This is a genomic window from Flavobacterium hibernum (assembly GCF_000832125.1).
Classification (GTDB): domain Bacteria; phylum Bacteroidota; class Bacteroidia; order Flavobacteriales; family Flavobacteriaceae; genus Flavobacterium; species Flavobacterium hibernum.
Genome location: NZ_JPRK01000007.1, coordinates 286,138 through 308,305 on the forward strand (window position 1 = coordinate 286,138; position 22,168 = coordinate 308,305).

At 33.8% G+C, this 22,168-nt stretch carries 22 protein-coding genes; all 22 read right to left on the reverse strand.

The genetic code is table 11. The features are described 5' to 3' along the window. Window positions 1-173: 173 nt before the first annotated feature. The 22 genes from IW18_RS08535 to IW18_RS08640 all read right to left on the reverse strand — a co-directional run bounded on the left by IW18_RS08535 (window position 174) and on the right by IW18_RS08640 (window position 22,022). On the reverse strand, window positions 174-1,763 hold the full coding sequence (locus tag IW18_RS08535) for an MDR family MFS transporter (RefSeq protein ID WP_041517170.1): 1,590 nt from the start codon (window positions 1,761-1,763) through the stop codon (window positions 174-176). Between the two features lie 4 nt (window positions 1,764-1,767). Beyond that, window positions 1,768-2,847 carry an HlyD family secretion protein gene (locus IW18_RS08540; protein WP_041517171.1) on the reverse strand — a complete coding sequence of 360 codons (1,080 nt, stop codon included), beginning with the start codon at window positions 2,845-2,847 and terminating at the stop codon, window positions 1,768-1,770. 12 nt (window positions 2,848-2,859) lie between these two features. Next, on the reverse strand, window positions 2,860-4,179 hold the full coding sequence (locus IW18_RS08545; protein ID WP_041517172.1) for a TolC family protein: 1,320 nt from the start codon (window positions 4,177-4,179) through the stop codon (window positions 2,860-2,862). Continuing rightward, a complete protein-coding gene (locus IW18_RS08550; RefSeq protein ID WP_041517173.1) occupies window positions 4,169-4,798 on the reverse strand; it encodes a TetR/AcrR family transcriptional regulator in 630 nt (209 codons plus the stop codon). Before IW18_RS08550 ends, IW18_RS08545 begins: the two co-directional genes overlap by 11 nt. Before the next feature lie 360 nt (window positions 4,799-5,158). Further along, the gene (trpA, locus tag IW18_RS08555; RefSeq protein WP_041517174.1) at window positions 5,159-5,920 is read right to left on the reverse strand and encodes a tryptophan synthase subunit alpha; all 762 of its coding nucleotides are present in this window, start codon (window positions 5,918-5,920) and stop codon (window positions 5,159-5,161) included. 188 nt (window positions 5,921-6,108) lie between these two features. Then, a complete protein-coding gene (locus IW18_RS08560) occupies window positions 6,109-6,846 on the reverse strand; it encodes a carbon-nitrogen hydrolase family protein (RefSeq protein WP_041517175.1) in 738 nt (245 codons plus the stop codon). Window positions 6,847-6,852: 6 nt separating this feature from the next. Continuing rightward, window positions 6,853-7,488, reverse strand: coding sequence for a LysE family translocator (locus IW18_RS08565; protein WP_041517176.1), 636 nt, complete (start codon window positions 7,486-7,488; stop codon window positions 6,853-6,855). Window positions 7,489-7,551: 63 nt separating this feature from the next. Then, on the reverse strand, window positions 7,552-7,869 hold the full coding sequence (locus IW18_RS08570; protein ID WP_041517177.1) for a gamma-glutamylcyclotransferase family protein: 318 nt from the start codon (window positions 7,867-7,869) through the stop codon (window positions 7,552-7,554). 18 nt (window positions 7,870-7,887) lie between these two features. Next, window positions 7,888-9,069, reverse strand: coding sequence for a tryptophan synthase subunit beta (gene trpB, locus IW18_RS08575; protein WP_041517178.1), 1,182 nt, complete (start codon window positions 9,067-9,069; stop codon window positions 7,888-7,890). Between the two features lie 12 nt (window positions 9,070-9,081). Continuing rightward, a complete protein-coding gene (locus IW18_RS08580; protein WP_041517179.1) occupies window positions 9,082-9,714 on the reverse strand; it encodes a phosphoribosylanthranilate isomerase in 633 nt (210 codons plus the stop codon). Window positions 9,715-9,885: 171 nt separating this feature from the next. Beyond that, a complete protein-coding gene (gene trpC, locus IW18_RS08585; RefSeq protein WP_041517180.1) occupies window positions 9,886-10,671 on the reverse strand; it encodes an indole-3-glycerol phosphate synthase TrpC in 786 nt (261 codons plus the stop codon). A 48-nt stretch (window positions 10,672-10,719) separates the two neighbouring features. Further along, window positions 10,720-11,712: an anthranilate phosphoribosyltransferase gene (gene trpD, locus IW18_RS08590; protein WP_041517181.1), complete on the reverse strand. Its 993-nt coding sequence runs from the start codon at window positions 11,710-11,712 to the stop codon at window positions 10,720-10,722. A gap of 89 nt (window positions 11,713-11,801) precedes the next feature. Then, complete coding sequence (locus IW18_RS08595; protein WP_041517182.1) at window positions 11,802-12,368, reverse strand: anthranilate synthase component II; 567 nt, start codon at window positions 12,366-12,368, stop codon at window positions 11,802-11,804. Between the two features lie 87 nt (window positions 12,369-12,455). Further along, complete coding sequence (locus IW18_RS08600) at window positions 12,456-12,899, reverse strand: hypothetical protein (protein WP_041517183.1); 444 nt, start codon at window positions 12,897-12,899, stop codon at window positions 12,456-12,458. A gap of 66 nt (window positions 12,900-12,965) precedes the next feature. Beyond that, on the reverse strand, window positions 12,966-14,366 hold the full coding sequence (locus IW18_RS08605; RefSeq protein ID WP_041517184.1) for an anthranilate synthase component I family protein: 1,401 nt from the start codon (window positions 14,364-14,366) through the stop codon (window positions 12,966-12,968). Between the two features lie 299 nt (window positions 14,367-14,665). After that, complete coding sequence (locus tag IW18_RS08610; protein ID WP_041517185.1) at window positions 14,666-15,946, reverse strand: hypothetical protein; 1,281 nt, start codon at window positions 15,944-15,946, stop codon at window positions 14,666-14,668. A 209-nt stretch (window positions 15,947-16,155) separates the two neighbouring features. After that, the gene (locus IW18_RS08615; protein ID WP_041517186.1) at window positions 16,156-16,722 is read right to left on the reverse strand and encodes a YceI family protein; all 567 of its coding nucleotides are present in this window, start codon (window positions 16,720-16,722) and stop codon (window positions 16,156-16,158) included. 31 nt (window positions 16,723-16,753) lie between these two features. Continuing rightward, complete coding sequence (locus tag IW18_RS08620) at window positions 16,754-17,386, reverse strand: NAD(P)H-dependent oxidoreductase (RefSeq protein WP_041517187.1); 633 nt, start codon at window positions 17,384-17,386, stop codon at window positions 16,754-16,756. Window positions 17,387-17,390: 4 nt separating this feature from the next. Further along, entirely contained in the window at window positions 17,391-17,852 is a 462-nt protein-coding gene (locus tag IW18_RS08625) for a MarR family winged helix-turn-helix transcriptional regulator (RefSeq protein WP_041517188.1), read from the reverse strand. Between the two features lie 315 nt (window positions 17,853-18,167). Next, window positions 18,168-18,899 carry an MIP/aquaporin family protein gene (locus IW18_RS08630; protein WP_041517189.1) on the reverse strand — a complete coding sequence of 244 codons (732 nt, stop codon included), beginning with the start codon at window positions 18,897-18,899 and terminating at the stop codon, window positions 18,168-18,170. 22 nt (window positions 18,900-18,921) lie between these two features. Next, window positions 18,922-20,418: a glycerol kinase GlpK gene (glpK, locus tag IW18_RS08635; protein WP_041517190.1), complete on the reverse strand. Its 1,497-nt coding sequence runs from the start codon at window positions 20,416-20,418 to the stop codon at window positions 18,922-18,924. A gap of 26 nt (window positions 20,419-20,444) precedes the next feature. Next, complete coding sequence (locus IW18_RS08640) at window positions 20,445-22,022, reverse strand: glycerol-3-phosphate dehydrogenase/oxidase (protein WP_041517191.1); 1,578 nt, start codon at window positions 22,020-22,022, stop codon at window positions 20,445-20,447. Window positions 22,023-22,168 lie beyond the last annotated feature (146 nt).

The window sequence follows — 22,168 nt, forward strand, 5'->3', positions numbered from 1 at the left end:
AGTAGCTAAGGCGCTAAGGTTCTGAGGTTTTTTTTGTTAGAGAGTCGGAGACTCGGGACATATTGTAGGCAGGGATTTCAATCCCTGAAAATTAAGGATATAAATAACATCAAATAAAAAAGCCGAGTTACAGGAATGAACTCGGCTTTTTTCGTATTATAAATCAATTATTATTAATGCATTGCATCAGCAGGATTAATCTTGTTTTTTCCTTTTTTGATAAAAAGAATAATCGGAATACAACATAAGAACATAATTCCTAGATACATGAAAATATCCATGTAAGCCATTACGGTGCTTTGTTTCATTACAGAGTATTCAATTGCTTGATATGCTTTTTTCAAGGCAACATCGGCACTATAACCTTTCGCCATAAAGGCATGTTGCATTCCTGCAATACGTTGTTGAACATCGTATTTTGCAGGATCTAAATTGGTTAATAAGTCAACTCTATGTTCCTGACTAAAACGAGTGATAAAAGTGGTAATAATTGCAATACCAAATGAACCACCTAATTGTCTCATCATTCCCGTAAAAGCAGCACCTTCACCAATATGTTTACCTTTTAAAGTCGAAAGCGAAAGTGTCGTAATAGGTACAAATAGTAATCCTAAACCAATTCCTCTTAAAATTAAAGGCCAATACATATGTTCTACACCAGTATCAGGCGTCATGCGACTGTACATCATAAAGGTAAATAAGAAGAAGACAAAAAATCCAACTCCAACCATATATCCTTGCGGAACTCCTTTTTGAATCATATTACCCACAAATGGCATCATGATCGCTGTAGTAATCGAACCCGGAATCAATAATAATCCTGCATCAGTTGCAGTCCATCCTAAAATAGATTGCGTGTAAATTGGGATAATCAAAGTTGATCCGTATAAACCGAAACCAAGAATAAAACACATTATAGTTCCTATTCGAAGATTTCCATCTTTTAAAACGCTCAAGTTTACAATTGGGTATTTATAGGTTAGCTCTCTCCAAATGAATAAAACTAATCCAAGAACAGTTACAACACTTAGAGTTATAATTGTCGAATCGTTAAACCAGTCATCTTGTTGTCCGTGTTCTAAAACGAATTGTAAAGAACCAATAAAAGCGGCTAATAATATAATTCCCCACCAGTCAACCTGATTTGCTTTTAATTTTTCTCCGTATTTAGGACTTCTTACAAATGTAATTGCCAAAATAGTAGCGATAATTCCTAACGGAATATTAATATAGAAAATATAAGGCCAAGAGTAATTGTCTACTAAATATCCTCCCAAAGGTGGACCTAAAGTTGGACCAACAATTACACCCATTCCGTAAATAGCTTGCGCCATACCACGTTTTGCTACAGGATAACTTTCGGTAATAATAGTTTGGGCAGTAACCAATAAAGCTCCTCCACCCATACCTTGTACAAACCTAAAAGCAACTAGTTCCCATATATTACTGGCGTTACCACACAAAAAGGAGCAGACTGTAAATAGAATGATAGAGGCCACAAAATAATTACGTCTTCCAAATTGTTGCGATAGCCAGCTCGTCATCGGAATTACAATAACATTCGCAATTGCGTATGCTGTAATTACCCAAGCCACATCAGTTAAAGTAGCACCAAGGCTACCTCGCATGTCTGTTAGCGCTACGTTTACGATAGTAGTATCTACAATTTCTAACAGTGCACAAAGTACCGCAGTAATCGTAATGATAACTCGTCTAAAACCGTATTCTACTAAATCGTCGTCTGCTTGTACTGCTGTTGCCATTCTTTTATTTTAAATGTACGTCTACATCAACATTCATTCCTGGTCTTAGTAATTTTACTTTTTCTGGATCGTTAGATTCGTCTAAACTAATTTTTACTGGTAATCTCTGAATTGTTTTTACGAAGTTACCTGTTGCGTTATCAGGAGGTAATAATGAAAAACGAGATCCTGTTGCTGGCGAAAATGATGTTACAGTTCCTTTAAATTCGTAGTTTGGATAAGCATCAACTTTTAAGCTAACTTTTTGTCCAATAATCATTTTGTTTAATTGAGTTTCTTTAAAGTTAGCAACAACCCAAGCTTCATTGTTATTAATGATATAAAATAAAGATTGTCCAGGTTGAACCAATTGTCCAGGCTGAATATCAACTTTAGAAACCTGACCATCAATTGCAGCAGTTACAACAGTATAGCTAAGATTTAAATGTGCTACATCCAGCATTGTTTTTGCTTTCTTGATATTTGCAGAAGCTACTTCAGTTTGTTTATCAGAAACTTTTGATTTCGATTGAATTACTGATTTTTGGTAAGAACTTGCTCTTTGTTGATCTTGTAAAACACGTACTTGGTTTTCAGCTTCTTCTTTTGCAGATAAAGCTTGCTCGTATTGTTGTTTTGTAATTGTATGTGTTTTGTACAAATTATTGTAACGGTTGTAATCGTTTGTAATTTGTCTTAATCTAATTTTTGCACTTTCGATAGAACCGGTTGCAGATCTCATTTGAGCATCAGAAACCGAAATACTTGCACTTGCACTTCCAATATCAGCTTTTGCAGCTTCATATTGACCTTCTGCACCTAATAATGCAGCATTTGCTTCGTCAATTTTTAATTGGTAATCTCTTTTGTCAATTGTAAATAAAGTATCTCCTTTTTTTACAAAATCGTTATCTTTTACATATACTTTACTAATATATCCAGATACCCTAGGAATAATTGGATTCATTTTTTTCTCGATTTGAGCATCATCCGTTTCTTCGTGAGCTTGTGAGTGTAAGTATTTTGAGATTCCGTATGTTCCGCCCACTAAAACCAAAACGGTTAGTATGATGATGAATTTAGTATTTGTCTTTTTCTTTTCCATGAGAGGTATCGATTATATTTTAGAAAGATTGAATGATTGTGATAATTGTCCTGATACTGAAAGTAATTCGTAATATTTTTGAATTATTGTAGCTTTTGATACAGCCGTATTGATTTTTGCGCTTAATTGTTCAACATCAGCCTCAACCAAATCATTAGTATCTGATAAACCATTGTCAAACTTATCTTTTACAAGTCTGTAATTTTCGCTTGCTTGTTGAAGAGCTTCATCATAAACAACACTTTGATTAATAGCCAAGTCATAATCTTCGATAGATTTTTGAACTTCAACTTTAATACGATCCGTCATTACAGCTTCAGTATTTTTAACTTCAAGAGCTTTACTTTCAGCCACTTTTACGTGAGCACTATTTTTGTAAATTCCAGATAAGTCATAACTTAAACCTAATCCAAAGTTCATTGCATATTTTACCGTTATAATGTCTTTAAGATCTAGAGCAGTATAACCACCAAGTAAAGCTAATGTTGGATAATAAGCTGCTTTTGCCACTTTGATATTCGACTCAGAAGCTTTTTGTTGCAAACGAATTGCCTCCAAATCTTTTCTGTTTTCAAGAGCTACTACATCAGATGTTGGTGCATTACTAGTTTTTAAGTTAAAGAAATCATCTTCGTTAACTTGAAGTTTAGTATTAGGATCTAACTTTAGTAAAGTAGTTAAATAGAAGTTGATATTATTAAGATTGTTAGTAGCTTCATCAATAGATAATTGTGTTTTTGAAACCAATAATTGAGACTTTAATAAATCATTTCTAGGAATAATTCCGTTTTTCTCTAATTCTGTAAAATCAGTAACACGTTGTTTCGCGCTTTTTTGATTTTCAATCAAAACATCCAATGTTTTTTGAGCTTTGTACAAAGCAGTGTAATATGTAATTACTCTTAAAGCAACATCTTCTTTTGTTTTTGCAGCATTAGCATTTTCCGCTTCGTACAAATTGTCGTAAGCATCAATACTATTTTGGATTTTGAAACCTGCAAATAGAGGCAGGCTTAAATTTGCCATTCCAAGCATTGCTCTGTCCGGAGATGCTAGAGATGCATTTTCGCCTTGATTTGGCATACTAATCGATGCTTTTGTAAGACGTTGGTATTGACCAGAAACTTTAATGTCTGGATATTGATTGTCTTTTACGGTTTTTAATTCGTATTTTTTTGTGTTTACCTTAGTATTGGCAAGTGTAACTTCGTTACTTTTTTCCCAAGCCATCTTAACGGCTTCGCCTAAGGTTAAACTTGTTTTTTCTTGTGCTTCGATTGATGAAATTCCGATAAAGAAAATCCCAAAGAGCATTAATTGATTAATTTTCATAAACAAGAAGAGCTTTTATAGTTTGTTGAATGTGCTTTGTAAGACTAGTTTTTATATAATTATTATACAATTCTTCGGTATCTAAGTTTAATAACTCTTCAAAGAAAGGTTTATTCATGTGAAAGTGAAAAAAGGTTCCAATAATAGTTGGAGTAATGAGCGGAATGATAACATCTTTCCTGAATACTCCCTTTTCCTGACCTTGTTTGATAATACTTTCAACAGATTTTAGATTTCCTTTTTTAAGTTCTGTGAAGGCAATAAAACTCTTTTCTCTTTTTTTTGCGTTTATTTCAAAATGCAAAACCCTGAAAATCCCTTTGTTACAACTGATTCTGTGAATGTAAATTTCGATTAATTTATTGACTTTTTCGATAGGTTCGAGATTTTCCTGTAATAAATTTTCTAGTTTTAATTTTAGATCAGAAGTTTTGTAAATAATTAAAGATTCAAGTAGTCTTTCTTTTGAACCAAAATAATACGAAACCATGGCAATGTTAATCTTGGCATGTTTTGAGATATCCCGTATCGATGTACCTTCAAATCCTTTTTCAGAAAATAGCTTTTCAGCAACCTCAAGAATCTGAATTTTTTTATCGTTTAATTCGATGTTTGACATGGTATTGTTTCTAATCGGGTACAAAATTAAACAAGCGTTTAAATTAAACAGGCGTTTAATTTTATTTTAACATAATATTAACATAAAACGGTGTAGTTGTTTTTTAACTAAAACAAGCTTTAAAGCCAATGCTTATAAGCAAAAAAACTAAAATAATATTATGCGTAATATTATTTTAGCTTTTGTACTTTCTTTCTTTTGTCATTTCGAGGAACGAGAAATCACAAAAGAAACTCCTTATAAAAAGTCAAATATCTTTGTCGAATTGCGAGTGTGATTTGCTTCGCCTGTTCGCTATCGCTCGAGTCTCGTTCCTCGAAATGACAAACTAGATATTATAATGTATTTAGTAGAAATTAATTATCTAATTTCCCCAACAAATTCATCAATTTTCCCAGAACCCTTTTCACTCAAATGCTTAATAAAAGCACTTCCAATAATAGCACCTTTTGCATATTTAGTCGCTTGATTAAAAGTTTCTTTATTTGAAATTCCGAAACCAATAATTTGTGGATTTTTAAGATTCATGTTTGAAATTCTTTCGAAATAATCTTCCTGAACGTTTCCAAAACCAGATTGCGAACCTGTAACACTTGCAGAACTTACCATATAAATGAACCCGTTTGAAACGCTGTCGATAAAACGAATACGTTCGTCTGAAGTTTGAGGCGTGATTAGGAAAACATTGATTAACCCGTATTTTTCGAAAATTGCTTTGTATTCGTCAGCATAAACATCAACCGGTAAATCTGGAATAATTAAACCGTCGATACCAATTTCGGCACATTTTTTACAAAAAGCTTCAACTCCATATTGTAACATAGGGTTGAAATATCCCATTATAATCAACGGAATTTTTACGCTTTCGCGGATATTCTTCAGTTGATCAAACAGAATTTGAGTCGTCATTCCGTTATGAAGTGCTTGCGTAGAACTCGCCTGAATTGTTGGTCCATCTGCCAACGGATCACTAAAAGGTAAACCAATTTCGATTAAATCAACACCGTTTTTTTCTAAATCCTGAATGATTTGAACCGTATCGTTTAAGTTTGGATATCCAGCTGAAAAATAAATAGAAAGGATCTTTTTATCTTCTTGTAATTTTTGAGTTATTCTGTTCATTTTATTATGTTTTTTTGTGCCACAGATTTCCAAAACCTGTTAGGTATGTTATTAAGTTTTGCCATTGATTAAATGATTTTCACTGATTAGTTATAAATTTATTTCACTCAGATTTAAATTGATTTAGGCCGATTTGCATAGATTCTTAAAAATAATTAAATCTGTTTTAATCTGTGAAATCTGTGGCATTATATTTTTAAAATTTTACTTGTCCAATTCTCATTCAGTTCTTCGACTAATAATATTCCCGAATCTGAATCATTCATTTGTGCCATTAGTTCTCCTTTATTATTCCAAAAGGCACTTTGTCCTGCTGATGGTGATCCCCATGATTTTCCACTGAAATTAGACATTAAAACATTCATTTTATGTTTCTGAGCATAACTTTGTAAATCTCGATAAGCATTCAGAATCCCGTTTGGCGAAAAGAAAATACTTGCGATATAAATATCAGTTTCTCTTTTGCAAGCATTTTCAGGATGTAACGGATTATCAATATCCGCACAAATGGCAAACGAAATCTTTTTGTTTTCAATATCAATCATCGGATTATAATCGAATGAAGATTGAAAAAACTCATCTTCGCCTTTATGTAAAAATTGCTTGGTATAGATTTGAACTGAATGATCAGGAGAAATGATAAATTCTCCAATGAACATTTCCGATTCGATTTGAATGGGTGCGCCGGCAATAATTACAATGTTGTTATCGGCTGCCAATTTTTTGAAATGTTCCAAACGAGAATCATCTTTTTTAAAAGATAGTTGCGAAGCATTTTCTCTTTCATAACCTGTAATAGACATTTCAGGAAATGAGATTAATTGGGCTCCGTTTTGCGCGGCCAATTCTATAAGACGATAATGATCTAATAAATTAGCATCGATATCTCCTCGTGTTGGTTTTGTTTGTGCAGCAGCTAGAATCATCCGGTTTTACTTTTTAGTAGTCAATGCTATTTTTATTCCTAACGCAATTAAAACTCCTCCACAGGTTTTGTTGACATAATTTGAGAGTTTTTTATTCTGATTTAATTTTGAGAAAATAACCGAAGCAAAATTTGCCAAAATTAAACACCATATTGTTCCCGTAATTGTAAATGTTACCCCCAGTTTAATAAATGGAACAATTGTATTTGTTGTGTGAGGATTAATAAATTGAGGAAGAAAAGAAATGAAAAATAAAGCAACTTTTGGATTTAGAACGTTTGTAAGAACTCCATCGCGATATATTTTTTTTAAATTAATTAAATTTTCAGAAATTGATGTATCTGTATTAATTTTGGTTTTGTCTGTCAACATTTTATATCCAACATACAATAAATAAGCTGCACCTGCATATTTTATAATATTGAAAGCCAATATAGATTTAGCAATAATAATAGAAAGACCAAAAGCAGCCAGTACCGTATGAATTAAAGAACCAGTTGCAATACCCAATACAGACATGATTCCAGCTCTTTTTCCTTGTGCCATACTTCTGCTTAATATAAAAATGGTATCATTACCAGGCGTAATATTTAGTAAAAGGCCTGTTAAAAGAAAAGTTTCATAATTAATTATCCCAGTCATTTTTTATTTTTTATTTACCAGATTTCAAAACCTTACAGACATTTGCTTTTAAGTAGATTATAATTAGTTTTCCATATAAATCCAGGCAACTGCTCCAGATTCTAAAGTTACCTGAACCCTTTTATAAGCATTAGATTCAAATAAATCTACTTTAGCTAAATCGGTATCCGAAATAGTGAAAACTACACCGTGTATAATATCCGATGGATCTTTACTGGGTACCACCACGACATAATCTGCCATTCCAAATTCTTCTTCGATTTGCAAACTTTTTAGTTTGTGTCCTAAAAGCTGATCTGGAGTTCCAGTTAATACTTTATTGAAAATCTGCCTTTGAATTTCTTTCGATCTTAATGTTCCGTAAGAGAATAACTGTTCCATAATGGTACTATTTTTCTATTATAATTTAAAATAATCAATATAAGTATCTAAATCTTTATCACCACGACCAGAAAGACTGATTACGACAATATCTGTAGGTTTAAATTTCTTTTGGTCTAAAACGGCAAAGGCATGTGCACTTTCTATCGCAGGAATAATTCCTTCTAGTTTTGTAAGTTCTAAACCTGCTTTCATAGCATCATCATCTGTTACAGAGAAGAATTCTCCACGTCCTGTTTGTGCCAAATGCGCGTGCATTGGTCCAACTCCAGGATAATCAAGTCCTGCAGAAATTGAATATGGTTCCGTAATTTGTCCGTCAGGAGTTTGCATTAAAAGGGTTTTGCAACCGTGAATAACGCCTACTTTTCCTAATTTACTTGTTGCAGCACTATGACCACTATTGACACCTTTTCCGGCAGCTTCAACCGCTATGATTCCAACTCCTGGCTCGTGCAGAAAGTGATAATAAGTTCCCGCAGCATTACTTCCGCCACCAATACAAGCAACAACGTAATCAGGATTTTCGCGTCCTTCTTTTTCTTTTAATTGCCATTTTATTTCTTCGGAAATTACACTTTGAAAACGCGTCACCATATCCGGATAAGGATGCGGTCCAATTGCAGATCCGATGATATAATGTGTATCAACAGGATTATTAATCCAATCGCGAATGGCTTCGTTTGTAGCATCTTTTAAAGTTCTGGAACCCGAAAGTGCGGGACGAACTTCAGCGCCTAGCATTTTCATACGTGCCACGTTTGGAGCCTGACGTGCAATGTCAATTTCGCCCATATAAACAATACATTGCAATCCCATAAGAGCACAAACAGTTGCAGTTGCTACACCGTGCTGACCCGCTCCGGTTTCGGCAATAATTCGTTTTTTGCCCAAACGTTTTGCAACTAATATTTGACCAATTGTATTGTTAACCTTATGTGCGCCTGTATGATTTAAATCTTCTCTTTTTAAGTAGATTTTGGTATTGTATTTTTCAGATAAACGCTTTGCAAAATAAAGCGGACTTGGGCGTCCAACGTAATCTTTTAATAACTGATCGAACTCTGCTTTAAAATCGGGCTCGCTGGTTATTTTTAAATAGTTTTGACGTAATTCTTCTACATTTGGATATAACATTTCCGGAATGTAAGCTCCTCCAAATTCTCCGTAATATCCTTTTTCGTTAACGTTAAAATTCATTTTATTCCAATTTTAAAAGTTGGCAACATCAAATTTTCGTTTGAAATTGCTAAATAGATTTCTGTTTTTTAGCCCCGGTTCGATTTCAAATTTACTATTTATATCGACTGCATATATAGGAAGATTTGTTTTTGAAATTTCTTCGATCGCTTTTAATTCGTTAATTCCGATTCCGCCACTCAAAAAGAAAGGTTTATCGGACTTGTATTTTTTTAATATTGTCCAGTCAAAAGTAGTTCCATTTCCTCCGGGTAATTTCCCTTTTGTATCAAACAGAAAGAAATCAGAAACCATTTCGAATGGTTTTATAACTTCAAAATCAAAATTTTCATCGGCTGAAAACACTTTAATGATTTCGATTTTTTTTGGTAGCTGTTTTTTTAATTCTGATAAAAATTCAACCGATTCATTTCCGTGTAACTGAACGGCTTGTAAATTGTATGTTGTTACTTTTTCCAGAATTTCTTCCTGACTTTGATTGACAAAAACGCCCACTTTTTTGATTGTTTTGACCAATTCAGGAATTGTTCCGTTAAAATATCGTGCGGATTTTTCCCAGAAAATAAATCCCATATAATCGGGTAGGAGTGCACCTACTTCGAGTATGTTTTCTGGATATTTCATGCCGCATATTTTGAGTTTCATTTCGTTGTGTTTTTTAATCTATGTTTTTTTACCGCAAAGCGCGCTAAGTTTTTTTCTTTTATGTTTAAAATGCGAAAAAGTTCGCAAAGCTTTGTGTTTAGTTTTGCCTCGAATTTCACGAATTAGCACGAATTTAATTAGTGAAAATTAGTGTAATTCGCGGCAAACTTTTTATAGACTTAGATTTTTAATAAATTCCGTTGCGGCTTGCCCTGCGTTGTCTGTTTTCATGAAGTTTTCTCCAATTAAGAAACCTTTGTAACCATAAGGTTTTAGTTCCTGAATGGCTTCGATGGATGAAATACCGCTTTCGGATACTTTTACAAAATCATCTGGAATTTGAGATGCTAGTTGTTTACTGAAATCCAGACTTACTTCGAATGTTTTTAAGTTTCTGTTGTTCACACCAATCATATCTAAAGTTGGCATGATTGATTTTTCAAGCTCTTCTTGATTGTGAACTTCTAGCAGAACTTCTAAACCTAATTTCTTAGCAAATTCAGATAATAATTTGATTTCTTCGCGAGTTAAAACCGCAGCGATTAATAGAATTAAATCGGCACCAAAAGCTTTTGCTTCCAGAATTTGATATTCGTCGACAATAAATTCTTTTCGCAAAAGCGGAATATTTACACTTGCTCTGGCTAAAAGTAAATCGTCTAAAGAACCTCCAAAATATTTTCCATCGGTTAAAACCGAGATTCCGCAAGCTCCGGCACTTTCATAACCTTTTGCAACTTCTTCAACTGTAAAATTTTGATTGATTATTGATTTTGAAGGAGAACGACGTTTGTGTTCGGCAATAATTCCCGTTGAACTTGTTTTTAGTTTCTGACTTAAAGAAATTGTTTCTCTTCCAAAAAAGACTGAACTTTCCAATTGCGAAACTGGAATGATCGATTTTTTAAGAACAACTTCTCTTTTTTTGTCAAATATTATTTTATCGAGTATGTTCATTTTTAAGGTGCTAAGTTTCTATGGTACTGAGGTACTAAGTTTTTAATTTTAAAGAGATAATTCTTGTAGTTTTTTGAGAGCTTGATGTCCTTTTCCGGAGAATAAGCTTTCTTTGGCTAGTTCAAATCCTTCTAGCGGAGAACATTTTGTAACGGTTGCAATTGCCATTGCGGCGTTTGCACAAACTACATTATTCTGAGCTTCGGTTCCTTTTCCTGAAATGATATTCGTAAACATTTCAGCCGATTCTTCGATGGTTTTTCCGCCTTCGATTTCGCTTTGTAATAAAAGACGAACTCCAAAATCTTCTGGTTTCAACATCCCTTCCATGTGCGATGTTATGGTTTTGGTTGGTCCTGTTAAGGAGATTTCGTCATATCCGTCAAGCGAATGTAAAATAGTGAAATTGATATCTGTATTTTGATATAAATAAGCATACATTCTCGCCAATTCAAGATTAAAAACTCCAACCAATTGATTCTGTGGGAACGACGGATTTACCATTGGTCCCAACATATTAAAGAAGGTTTTTACGGCTAATTCTTTACGAATTGGTCCAACGTTTTTCATTGCTGGGTGGAATAGGGGAGCGTGCAAAACGCAAATTCCTGCTTTATCAATACATTTCTCTAAAAATGATGGGTCATTGCTAAATTTAATCCCCATTTTTTCCATTACGTTGCTCGATCCCGAAATAGATGAAACACCGTAATTTCCGTGTTTAGCTACTTTTATTCCTGCTCCGGCAGCTATAAATGACGCCAGAGTCGAGATGTTAAAAGTGTCTTTTCCGTCGCCACCAGTTCCGCATAAATCGATGGTATTGTAAGCCGATAAATCGACACGGATACATAATTCTAATAAAGCTTCACGAAAACCCGAAAGTTCATCGATCGTAATGCTTCGCATCATAAATACGGTCAAAAATGCCGAAATCTGACTTGGGTTATATTGACCACTTGAAATATTAATCAATACGTTTTTGGCTTCTTCTTTTGTAAGCACTTCGTGATTAATTAATTTATTTAATATATTTTTCATTTTTTTTTATTCTAAGGTTCTGAGTTGCTGAGACTCTAAGTTGCTAAGACTGTAAACTGAAACTGTAAACTGAGACTGAATACGGTAAACTAACTATTTATCCAATTCTCTAAAATCCTTTTTCCGTTTGGAGTCAATACACTTTCCGGGTGAAACTGAACGCCTCTTACATCAAATGTTTTGTGTCTTAGTGACATAATTTGTCCATTTTCGTCTATCGACGTGGCTTCAAGAACATCAGGTAAATTACTGTCAACAACCCAAGAATGGTAACGTCCCACTTCGAACTCGTTTTCTAAACCGTCGAACAAAATTTCATCCGAAACTACCTTTTTTACATTTGTTGCAACTCCGTGGTATACTTTGTCAAGGTTCGAAAGTGTTCCTCCAAAAACTTCTCCAATTGCTTGTTGTCCTAAACAAACTCCCAGAATACTTTTTGTTGGAGCATATTTTGCGATTACTGCTTTTAATAAACCTGCTTCATCTGGAATTCCAGGTCCTGGAGAAAGTAATATTTTATCGAAAGAAGCGATTTCGTCAATTTCGAATTCGTCGTTTCTGTATACGGTAACTTCGCAATTTAAATCTTCTAAATAGTGCACTAAATTATAAGTGAAACTATCGTAATTGTCTATAACTAATATTTTTTTCATTTTTTCTTGAGGTTCTAAGTTGCTTAGTGACTAAGATTCTAAGTTTTTTAAACTGTGACTGAATACTGAGACTGACAACTAAATTTTCTATTTTTCTCTAACGTATTTTTCGATGATAACACGATCAACGCCTAATTTTTCTATTTTTTCGATTCCTTTTTGAATTAGGGTATCGTTTTTAATTTTTACTGTAAATTCAAACTTGTTGTTTTCCCATTGTCTGTTGTTGAAAAACTCTAAATTCTCGGTATATGTACTATCCTTTAAAGTGTATTTTCCGCCACCGCCAAAGAATACTGCATTTGTTGAATCTTTTCCATTATTTAAATCATGATTGAAAAAAGCAAAATGAGTATCATTTATAATTTTAATCATTTTTGTTTTTGGATTGAAAGTAGAGAACGTTGAATCTTTTTCTGTCGTTTCTGCTGATATAAGTCGCCAGGTTCCTTCAATTGGATTTTCTTTTTTCTCCGAATTACAAGAAGTTAGCGTAATGATTAAAATAAAAATTGATACTGCTTTTTTCATAATTTATGGTTTTTTGTGTTTTTTGTTTCAAGTTCTGCGACTGCGACTGAAAACTGTAACTGAATACTATATTTTCTCCGCCATTTCCAGTGCTGTGTTCAATGCTCTTAATTTGTTATAAACTTCCTGCATTTCGCTTTCTTCGTCAGAACTGGCAACGATTCCGGCTCCGGCTTGACAATGTAATTGATGATTTTTGCTCAGGAAAGTTCGAATCATAATGGCGTGATTAAAATTTCCTTCAAAATCCATGAAGCCAATTGCTCCTCCGTAAAAATTACGATTTGTTTTTTCGTAATCTTCAATCAATTGCATTGCTCGGTGTTTTGGTGCTCCACTTAAAGTTCCTGCCGGAAAAGTATCTGCAACAACTTGCATCGTTGTTGCTTTTTCATGTAAATGACCAGTAACTTTAGAAACCAAGTGAATTACATGCGAGAAAAACTGAACTTCTCTATATTTTTCTACGTTTACATCGTGACCGTTTCGACTTAAATCATTTCTTGCCAAATCGACTAACATTACGTGTTCGCTATTTTCTTTTTTATCTTCAGAAAGTTCTTTGGCTAAAAGCGCATCACGTTCGTCATTTCCGGTTCTTTTAAAAGTTCCTGCGATAGGATGAATTTCGGCTTTCCTATTTTTTACGATAATTTGTGCCTCGGGTGAAGACCCAAATATTTTGAAATCTCCATAATCAAAAAAGAATAAATAAGGAGATGGATTAATACTTCTTAAAGCTCTATAAACATTGAATTCGTCGCCTTTAAAACCTTGTGTAAAACGACGTGATAATACCAATTGAAAAACGTCTCCCCTAAAACAATGCTTCTTTGCCAAAGCTACATTGTGCTTGAATTCATCATCTGTTAAGTTTGAAAATCCTTCGCCTTCTTTGGTGAATTTGTATGAAGCAATATTTCGAGATTGTAATAATTGTTCAATTTCCGAAATGTTGTTTCTTCCGTCAACGCTGTGGCAGAAAATATACGCTTCATTTTTAAAGTGATTGATAGCGATTATGTTTTGATAAACTGCGTAAAATACATCTGGAATTGAAGTCGCATTGTCTTTTTTTGCAATAGAAACTTTCTCGAAATAACGAACAGCATCGTAAGAAATGTATCCGAATAATCCATTATTGATGAATTTAAAATCGTTTTTCTCTGATTTAAATTGGCTTGAAAATTCCTGAATTACTTCGGGAATATTGGTCGAAGCATCAATCTTAATTTGCTCAGTTGTTCCGTCAGGAAAAGTTTTAGAGATAATTTCGTTTTCAATTTTGATTGTTGCAATCGGGTTACAGCAAACGTAAGAGAAGCTATTATCATTTCCGTGATAGTCGCTACTTTCAAGTAACAAACTATTTGGGAATTTATCTCTTATTTTAAAATAAATACTAACTGGCGTAATTGTGTCTGCCAGAATTTGTTTGTAGTGTGTGTTGAGTATAAAAGGTTTCAAAGTATGTTGTTTTTTATTTTTAATAATTTTTCGCTTGAGTTTCGACCAAAAAAAAAGGCTTGTCGTGATGACAAGCCTTTTATATTTATAGTTTTGAAAATACCATAGGAAGCTTAGTTCACGACGTTTGACGTAAATTGTTCCACCACCAAGTATTGTTCATTAATGTTTTCATTTTCTTATTTTGATATGGCAAATATATAAATGTAATTTGGATTAAAAGACATAAAATTTCAAAAAAAACTTTTCTTAATCTTTAAATTTGTTAAATTTTATCGAAATAAAAGGGCTTTATTAGCTTAATTTCCAATAGCTATCGTGTTGTTTACGTTCATTCTAAAATCTGGATTTCCTTTGATATTGGGCGTTGTAAATAATTGACTATTTTTGAAAGTGGTGTAGTTAATATCAAAAGCTGGATTGCTATAAAATTGCTGAATTGTTGCATTTGCACCTCCGGCTTCGCTTGTAATTGCGCCGTTACAATTATTTACGATTAGATTTTTGAATGAAATTTTAGATAAATTTACATCTCCATTTCCAATATTTCCTTCTAGTAATACAAAAGGAGCAAAGCCTGAAACGATACTATTTGTTAGATTAAAAAATGTGTTTTCTTTTACGTAGATAGATTCTCGTACAAGTCCTTGATTATTTTCTTCCATATTGACTAAAGTAATGTTGTTCGCATTTATTTTAGTTAATTTCTTAGACATATCAGTGTTTCCAATTTTATCATAAGAATCTACTTCAAAACATCTGGAACCCGAAACATCTGATGAAAATGGATGACGAATGGCAATACTGTTATTGATGTTGATTTGTGCACCTTGTGTAAAGTCAAAATCATCATCAGTAGTTCTATATGAAATAAGGTTGTTTAGGTTTAAATCGCCACCATAACACTCGAAAGAATCATCGTTAGAATAGCTAATTTGTATGTTGCTAAAAATTGTTTTTCTGCCAACACCTGCTAAAGAAAGTCCGTTAAGTTCCTTTGCAGCGCTTAGTTTTCGACCAGAATATTCAATACGAACATATTTAAGAATTCCAGAATTATCTTCGGCATCCTGACCTCCATAATGGTTTAGCATTGGTTCTAAGTCAAAAGGCAAAATATGGATACCGCCAATAGTGTTTATAGGTGCTTTACCAAGAATAATAATTCCGCCCCAGTCGCCAGGTCTTCTTTCCGTAACTTCTTTGTTTGAAGTAAAAACGATAGGATCAGTTTCTAAACCTTCGGCTATAATTTTAGAACCATTTGTAATCACAAGAGTTCCACAAGTTTTATCGTCGCCGCGAATAACAGTTCCAGGTTCTATGGTCAAAGTTGCATTATTGGTTACATAAACAACTCCAACTAATTGATAAGTGTTGCGTTTAGAAAGTTTAGTATCCTTGTCTATAGTTCCTGCAATTATATTTGTTGCTTCGTTATATTCTATTTTAGCCGGATTAAAATTGGTCCAATTGTTCATCCAGTTTGTGTTGCCAATAATTCCTTTTGGTTGTTGTTGTGCATTTGATAAAACGGCACTAAGAAGACAAATAAGTGTAATACGTAATTTTGTTTTCATAACTGATTTTGATTTCTAGTTTTTGCTTTTTTAATTAGGCCAAATTTAGAAGCCGAATGTTAATCAAAACGTTGAAAGTCATTATGAAAGCGTTAGTTTAGTATTAAGAATGTTATCTTTTTGAAAATAATTAAAAAAAGAAACCCCAATAGTTTTAAACTATTGGGGTTTTTCTTATGATTTTATTAGAATCAGTAAGTCTTAAAATATTAGAATTTTAAAGCTACAGTTAATTCGAAATCGTCATTGATAGTTTTGTCTCCTAAGTTTTCGAAGAAGTTACCAGAGTTGTATTTGATATCGTATTTAGTTCTGTCAACTTTGAATGCAGTAGTTGCAGTGTTTCCAGCTATAGTAATATCAAAAGTTACTGGTTTAGTAATTCCTTTGATAGTTAAATCTGCAGTTACAGTATAAACGTCAGTTGCTTTAGCACCAATTTTTTTGAAAACTAATTTTGCAGTTGGGAATTTGTCAGTTCCAAAGAAATCGTCAGCTTTTAAGTGACCATTCAATTTTCCTTGGTATTCTCCAGTTAAATCAGTTGCAGTTAATGAAGTCATATCAACAGTAAAAGAACCACCAACTAATTTTTTTCCTTTGAAAACTACAGCTCCATCTTTAAAGTTTACAGTTCCAGAGTGTTCTCCAGTTACTTTTTTACCTACCCATTTGATAGTAGATGCTTTTACGTCGATTTTTTTAGATTGTGCGTTAACTGAGATACTAGCTACTGCTACGAATAATGCTATTGCAATTGTTTTTAAATTTTTCATGTTGTTAAAATTGATTTTAGATTAATAATAATTATATAGTGATAAATAATTCTTCTTGAGATTTTCTTACTTTTTTGTAATGTTGAGCGTCGTCCTCATCATGTCTGTATCCTACAGTTGCGATAACTGATGCATTTAAACCTAATTTGTCTAAACCTAAGATTTCATTAAAACTTGCCGGACTAAAACCTTCCATAGGAGTTGCATCGATTTTTAATTCGGCAGCAGCACTTAATAAAGTTCCTAAAGCAATGTAAGTTTGTTTTGCTGTCCAGATATTTTTAGCTTCTTGAGATAAGTTTGCAATTGTACCTTTCATCATATCGCTAAATCCAGCTAAAGCTTCAGTTGGAAGACCTCTTGTTTCGCTAATGTTTTTAATGTAAGCATCTACAGATTCTGGTCCTGCATTTAAGTCATTTGCAAAAATAATTAGGTGCGAAGCGTCAGTAATTTGAGTTTGTCCCCAAGCTGCGGCTTTTAATTGCTCTCTAATTTCTGGGTTTTCTACGATTATAACTTTAAATGGTTGTAAACCGTATGAAGAAGCGCTTAATCTAATAGCTTCTTTTAAAGTGTTTAAATCTTCAGTAGAGATTTTTTTTGTTGCATCAAATTTTTTAGTTGCATATCTCCAATTTAAATTTTCTAATAATGTGCTCATAATATTAATTTTGTTGAGTTCGGTATTTTTCTAATAGTTGATTTAATAATTCTAATTCTTCAGTACTTATATTCTCCGCAAATGTGCGCTCGTGCTCATCTATCTTCGGATCTAATTCTCTTAGCACGTCTAATCCTTTTTGAGTAATTAGAACCTCTATTTTTCGTCTATTATTAGGACAAACATTTCGTGTAACAAAATCCTTCAATAATAATTTGTCTACTAATCGTGTTGTGTTACTTGTTTTAGCAAGCATACGTTCTTGTATGACACACATATTAGCAGGATTTCCTTTTTGTCCTCTTAATATACGTAGTACATTATATTGTTCTCCGGATAAATCATACGGTTTTATTAACTCGTTGAAATGATCCTGAATCACATTCTGTGTGTACATGATATTCAGAATAACTTTTTTCGCATTATCCAGCTTAACTGTACTTTTTATAACCTCTTCAATTGTCATAGTCGTAAGTGTATAATTTGTATATACAAATGTATGCACTTTTAACTGTTGTATATACAAATGTCATGTTAAATTTTTGTTAATTGAAATAACGTGTCTTTATTAGTTATACAAACCCTGTAGAGTTACAGTAAAAATACTATAATTTTTATTTGAAAAATGGATTTTCTAAAGTTTAATGATTTTTTAAAGATGGGATTAACTGTGTTTTTTTAATTCAGTAAACCCGAAAGTTCCAAAGCCTCGGGACTGTCGCGTTTCTTATGTTGTTAGTTTACTTATCGACATATAATTTCTACATTAAAATCAAAAGAGTTAATTAAGTATAAGATATAATAATGCTGCTAAACTTGATCCAATTACTGGGCCTACAATGGGAATCCAGGCATAACTCCAATTACTGCTTCCTTTTATAGGAAGGACTGCGTGCATGATTCTTGGTCCAAGATCTCTGGCAGGATTAATAGCGTAACCAGTTGTACCTCCTAATGATAAACCAATTACCCATACAACTATTGCCACAGGAAGTGCACCAATAGTTCCTAAACCTATTGTTGCATTTGCATCAGCGGCTATTTGCAGGCTTGGTCCAGCAATATAAAAAATAGAAAAGATCAAGACAAAAGTTGCAATTATCTCACTGATTAGGTTTGATAAATTATTTTTGATGGCTGGAGATGTAGAGAAGCAAGCAAATTTTGCTCCTTCATCATCAGTTGCGGCAAAATGGTCTTTGTGAGATAACCACACAAGGAAAGCACCTAACATCGCTCCAATCATTTGAGCCAATATATAGGTAGGAACTAAGTTCCAATTGAATTTTCCTATCAGAGCCAAACCAAGTGTAACAATTGGATTTAAGTGTGCTCCACTAATTGGTCCTGCAATAAGTACACCTGTAAAAACAGCAAACGCCCAGGCTGTAGTGATAACAATCCATCCAGAGTTGTTTCCTTTTGTATCTTTCAGTACGACATTTGCAACGACGCCATTACCTAATAAAATCATTACCATAGTGCCTAAAATTTCTGCTGTAAAAGGTGTCATATTCAACTATGTATTAATTGTTTTATTCTTCAATCCAGTCTGATGCGCGTCCAATGGCTTTATTCCAGTTTTTTACCAGTTTGTTTACTTCTGGTTTTGGCATATCTGGAGAAAATACACGATCTATAGACCATTGTTCTTTTAAATCGTCTAAACTTGACCAGTATCCTACAGCAAGTCCAGCTAAATATGCGGCGCCCAAAGCTGTTGTTTCGAGTGTTTTTGGTCTTGTAACGGTTTTTCCATAAATGTCGGACTGAAATTGCATTAGTAAATTATTGGTTGCAGCACCGCCATCGACCCTTAATTCTTTTCCTTTTCCTCCAAAATCTGCTTCCATAGCTTTTAGCAAATCATTAACCTGATAAGCAATTCCTTCTAAAGTTGCTCGTGCGATATGTGCATTGGTAGTTCCTCTTGTTATTCCAAAAATGGCACCTCTGGCATATTGATCCCAATGCGGAGCTCCTAAACCAGTTAGAGCAGGAACAAAATAAACTCCGCCATTATCAGGAACACTGGCTGCTAGAGTCTCAATTTCTTCAGATGCGTTAATCATTTTTGCACCATCTCTTAACCATTGTACCGCTGCACCTCCAACAAAAACGCTGCCTTCTAAAGCATAGGTCGTTTTGCCATTAATTTTCCAGGCTATAGTAGTTAATAAATTATTGGTTGAACGAATTGGCTTTGTACCTGTATTCATTAACACAAAACAACCTGTTCCGTAAGTGTTCTTTATCATTCCAGAAGTTGTGCATAACTGACCAAACAGCGCCGCTTGCTGATCTCCTGCAACGCCGGCAATTGGAATTTTTGTTGAAAATAGGGTAGTAGAGCTTTCGCCATAAATGGTCGAACTTTCTTTTACTTCAGGAAGCATGGCTCTTGGAATATCAAAAAGTTCTAATAATTCGTCATCCCATTCTAAAGTATTGATATTAAATAATAAAGTTCTGCTCGCATTAGAAACATCGGTCATGAATAATTTACCTCTAGTTAGTTTCCAAATGAGCCAAGTGTCTACCGTTCCAAAACAAAGTTTTCCTTGTTCTGCTTTTTTTCGTGCTCCAGGCACGTTATCTAAAATCCATTTTACTTTGGTTCCAGAAAAATAGGCATCCAGAATTAATCCCGTTTTTGTCTGAATCATTTCGGCATATCCTTGAGCTTTTAGTTTGTCACAATATTTTGCTGTTCTACGATCTTGCCAAACAATAGCATTATAAATAGGTTCACTTGTTTCTCTGTCCCAAATAATAGTAGTTTCTCGCTGATTGGTTATTCCAATTGCGGCTATTTCTCTACCAGAGATTCCCACTTTAGCAATTGCTTCTGCGGCTACACTTATTTGAGAAGACCAAATTTCGTTTGGGTTATGTTCGACCCATCCCGGTTTTGGAAAAATTTGCTTAAAAGTTTTTTGCGAGATGCTTACAATTTCTCCTCCATGATTAAAGACTATAGCTCTCGAGGAAGTGGTTCCTTGATCAAGCGCCAGAATTAATTTATCTTGCATGACTTATATACTTAAGTTAATAAATTCTATTGAAATTCTTTTAGAAGAAAACCTCTTGCAATTCCGTGGAAGTTTGTAATTTCTCTATGTATCCAGGTTTCGTCATGTCCCAGTTCCTTTGCAATTAATCGTGCTACTTTTTCAGATGATTGAATTGCAGCTCTGGCATCTAAGAATAATAATCGAACACGTCTTGCTAAAACGTCGTCTACAGTTCTAGCCATTTCATATCGAATAGCCCAAGCTACTTCTGCCATTACAAATTCGTGATCCGGGTGGAGTTTTTCTTTTAATTCAGGCTCATTTTGTTGCAACTCGAGTATTTTTGGAATATCTGAACCATAGATATACAAATGATTCATTCTGTCTAAATCTGTAGTAGTTTGGTTTCCATGAATAGGAAGATGTTCTGTATTACAGACTTTTTGGGGTAATTTGCCTACTTTGATAGCTTTGTCGATAATATCTTCGGCAATTTTTCTGTAAGTCGTCCACTTTCCTCCAGTGATTGTTATTAAGCCAGTTTCCGAAACTATAATTTTATGACTTCTCGAAACTTCCTTGGTACTTTTCCCTTCTTCTTCGGGGGCTGCCAAAGGGCGTAAACCTGCAAAAACAGAAAGAACGTCAGCTCTTGTTGGTTTTTTTGCCAAGAAGCGTTGAGCAGTTTCCAGAACAAATTCGATTTCACTTTCGAGCGCAATAGGTTCAAGACTGTGTTTTCTAATTAAAGTATCTGTTGTTCCTACTACAATTCGATTATGCCAAGGCACCGCAAATAAAACTCGTCCATCACTAGTTTTAGGAATCATCAAGGCTTGATTACTTGGCAAAAAAGATTTATCAAATACTAGATGAATTCCCTGACTAGGTACAATGTATTTCTTGTAAACCGTGTCGTTTAGTTTCATAATGGCATTTGTAAAAACTCCAGTTGCATTAATAATTGCGGCACCTTTAATATCATACTGGTGACCTGTTTCATGATCTATTGCCTCAACACCAATGATTTGGTTTTTGTCATCTTTTAATAAGCCTACAACTTTAGAATAATTTAAAAGGCAAGCTCCTTTTTCTACCGCTGTTTGAGCAATGTTTATTGCCATACGCGAATCATCAAATTGTCCGTCATGATAAATAACGCCACTTACCAAACCTTTTTCTTCGACGGTAGGAAGCATTTCAATTGTTTTTTTCTTCGAAATATATTTTGAGGCTCCTAAACTTAAACGTCCCGCCAGTAAATCATAAATGGTTAACCCGATAGTATAAAAGTAACCGCCCCACCAGTTGTAATTGGGGATTACAAAAGATTGATTTTTGACCAAATGCCCTGCGTTTTTCGCCATCAAGCCTCGCTCTTTTAAGGCCTCTCTAACTAAGTGAATATCACCTTGCTCTAAATATCGAACTCCGCCATGAACTAATTTGGTACTTCTGCTCGAGGTTCCTTTTGCAAAATCTACAGCTTCAAGCAAGATCGTTTTATAGTCTCTGCTTGCGGCATCAAGAGCAGTTCCAAGACCGCTTGCGCCACCACCAATTATAATTACATCCCACTTTTCAGTGTTTTTTAATCTTGATAACTGTTCTGAACGTTTCATATTGTAGTACTTTGTTTTCTTTTGGCGTTATATACGGTCACTAATAATATAGTTTTAGAACTGTTAAGTTACAAAATAGATTGATAATGTAGTACTTAAATTCTGGGTATAAAAATTAGCAGAAACCTATTCCGTCCTGAAGTTTC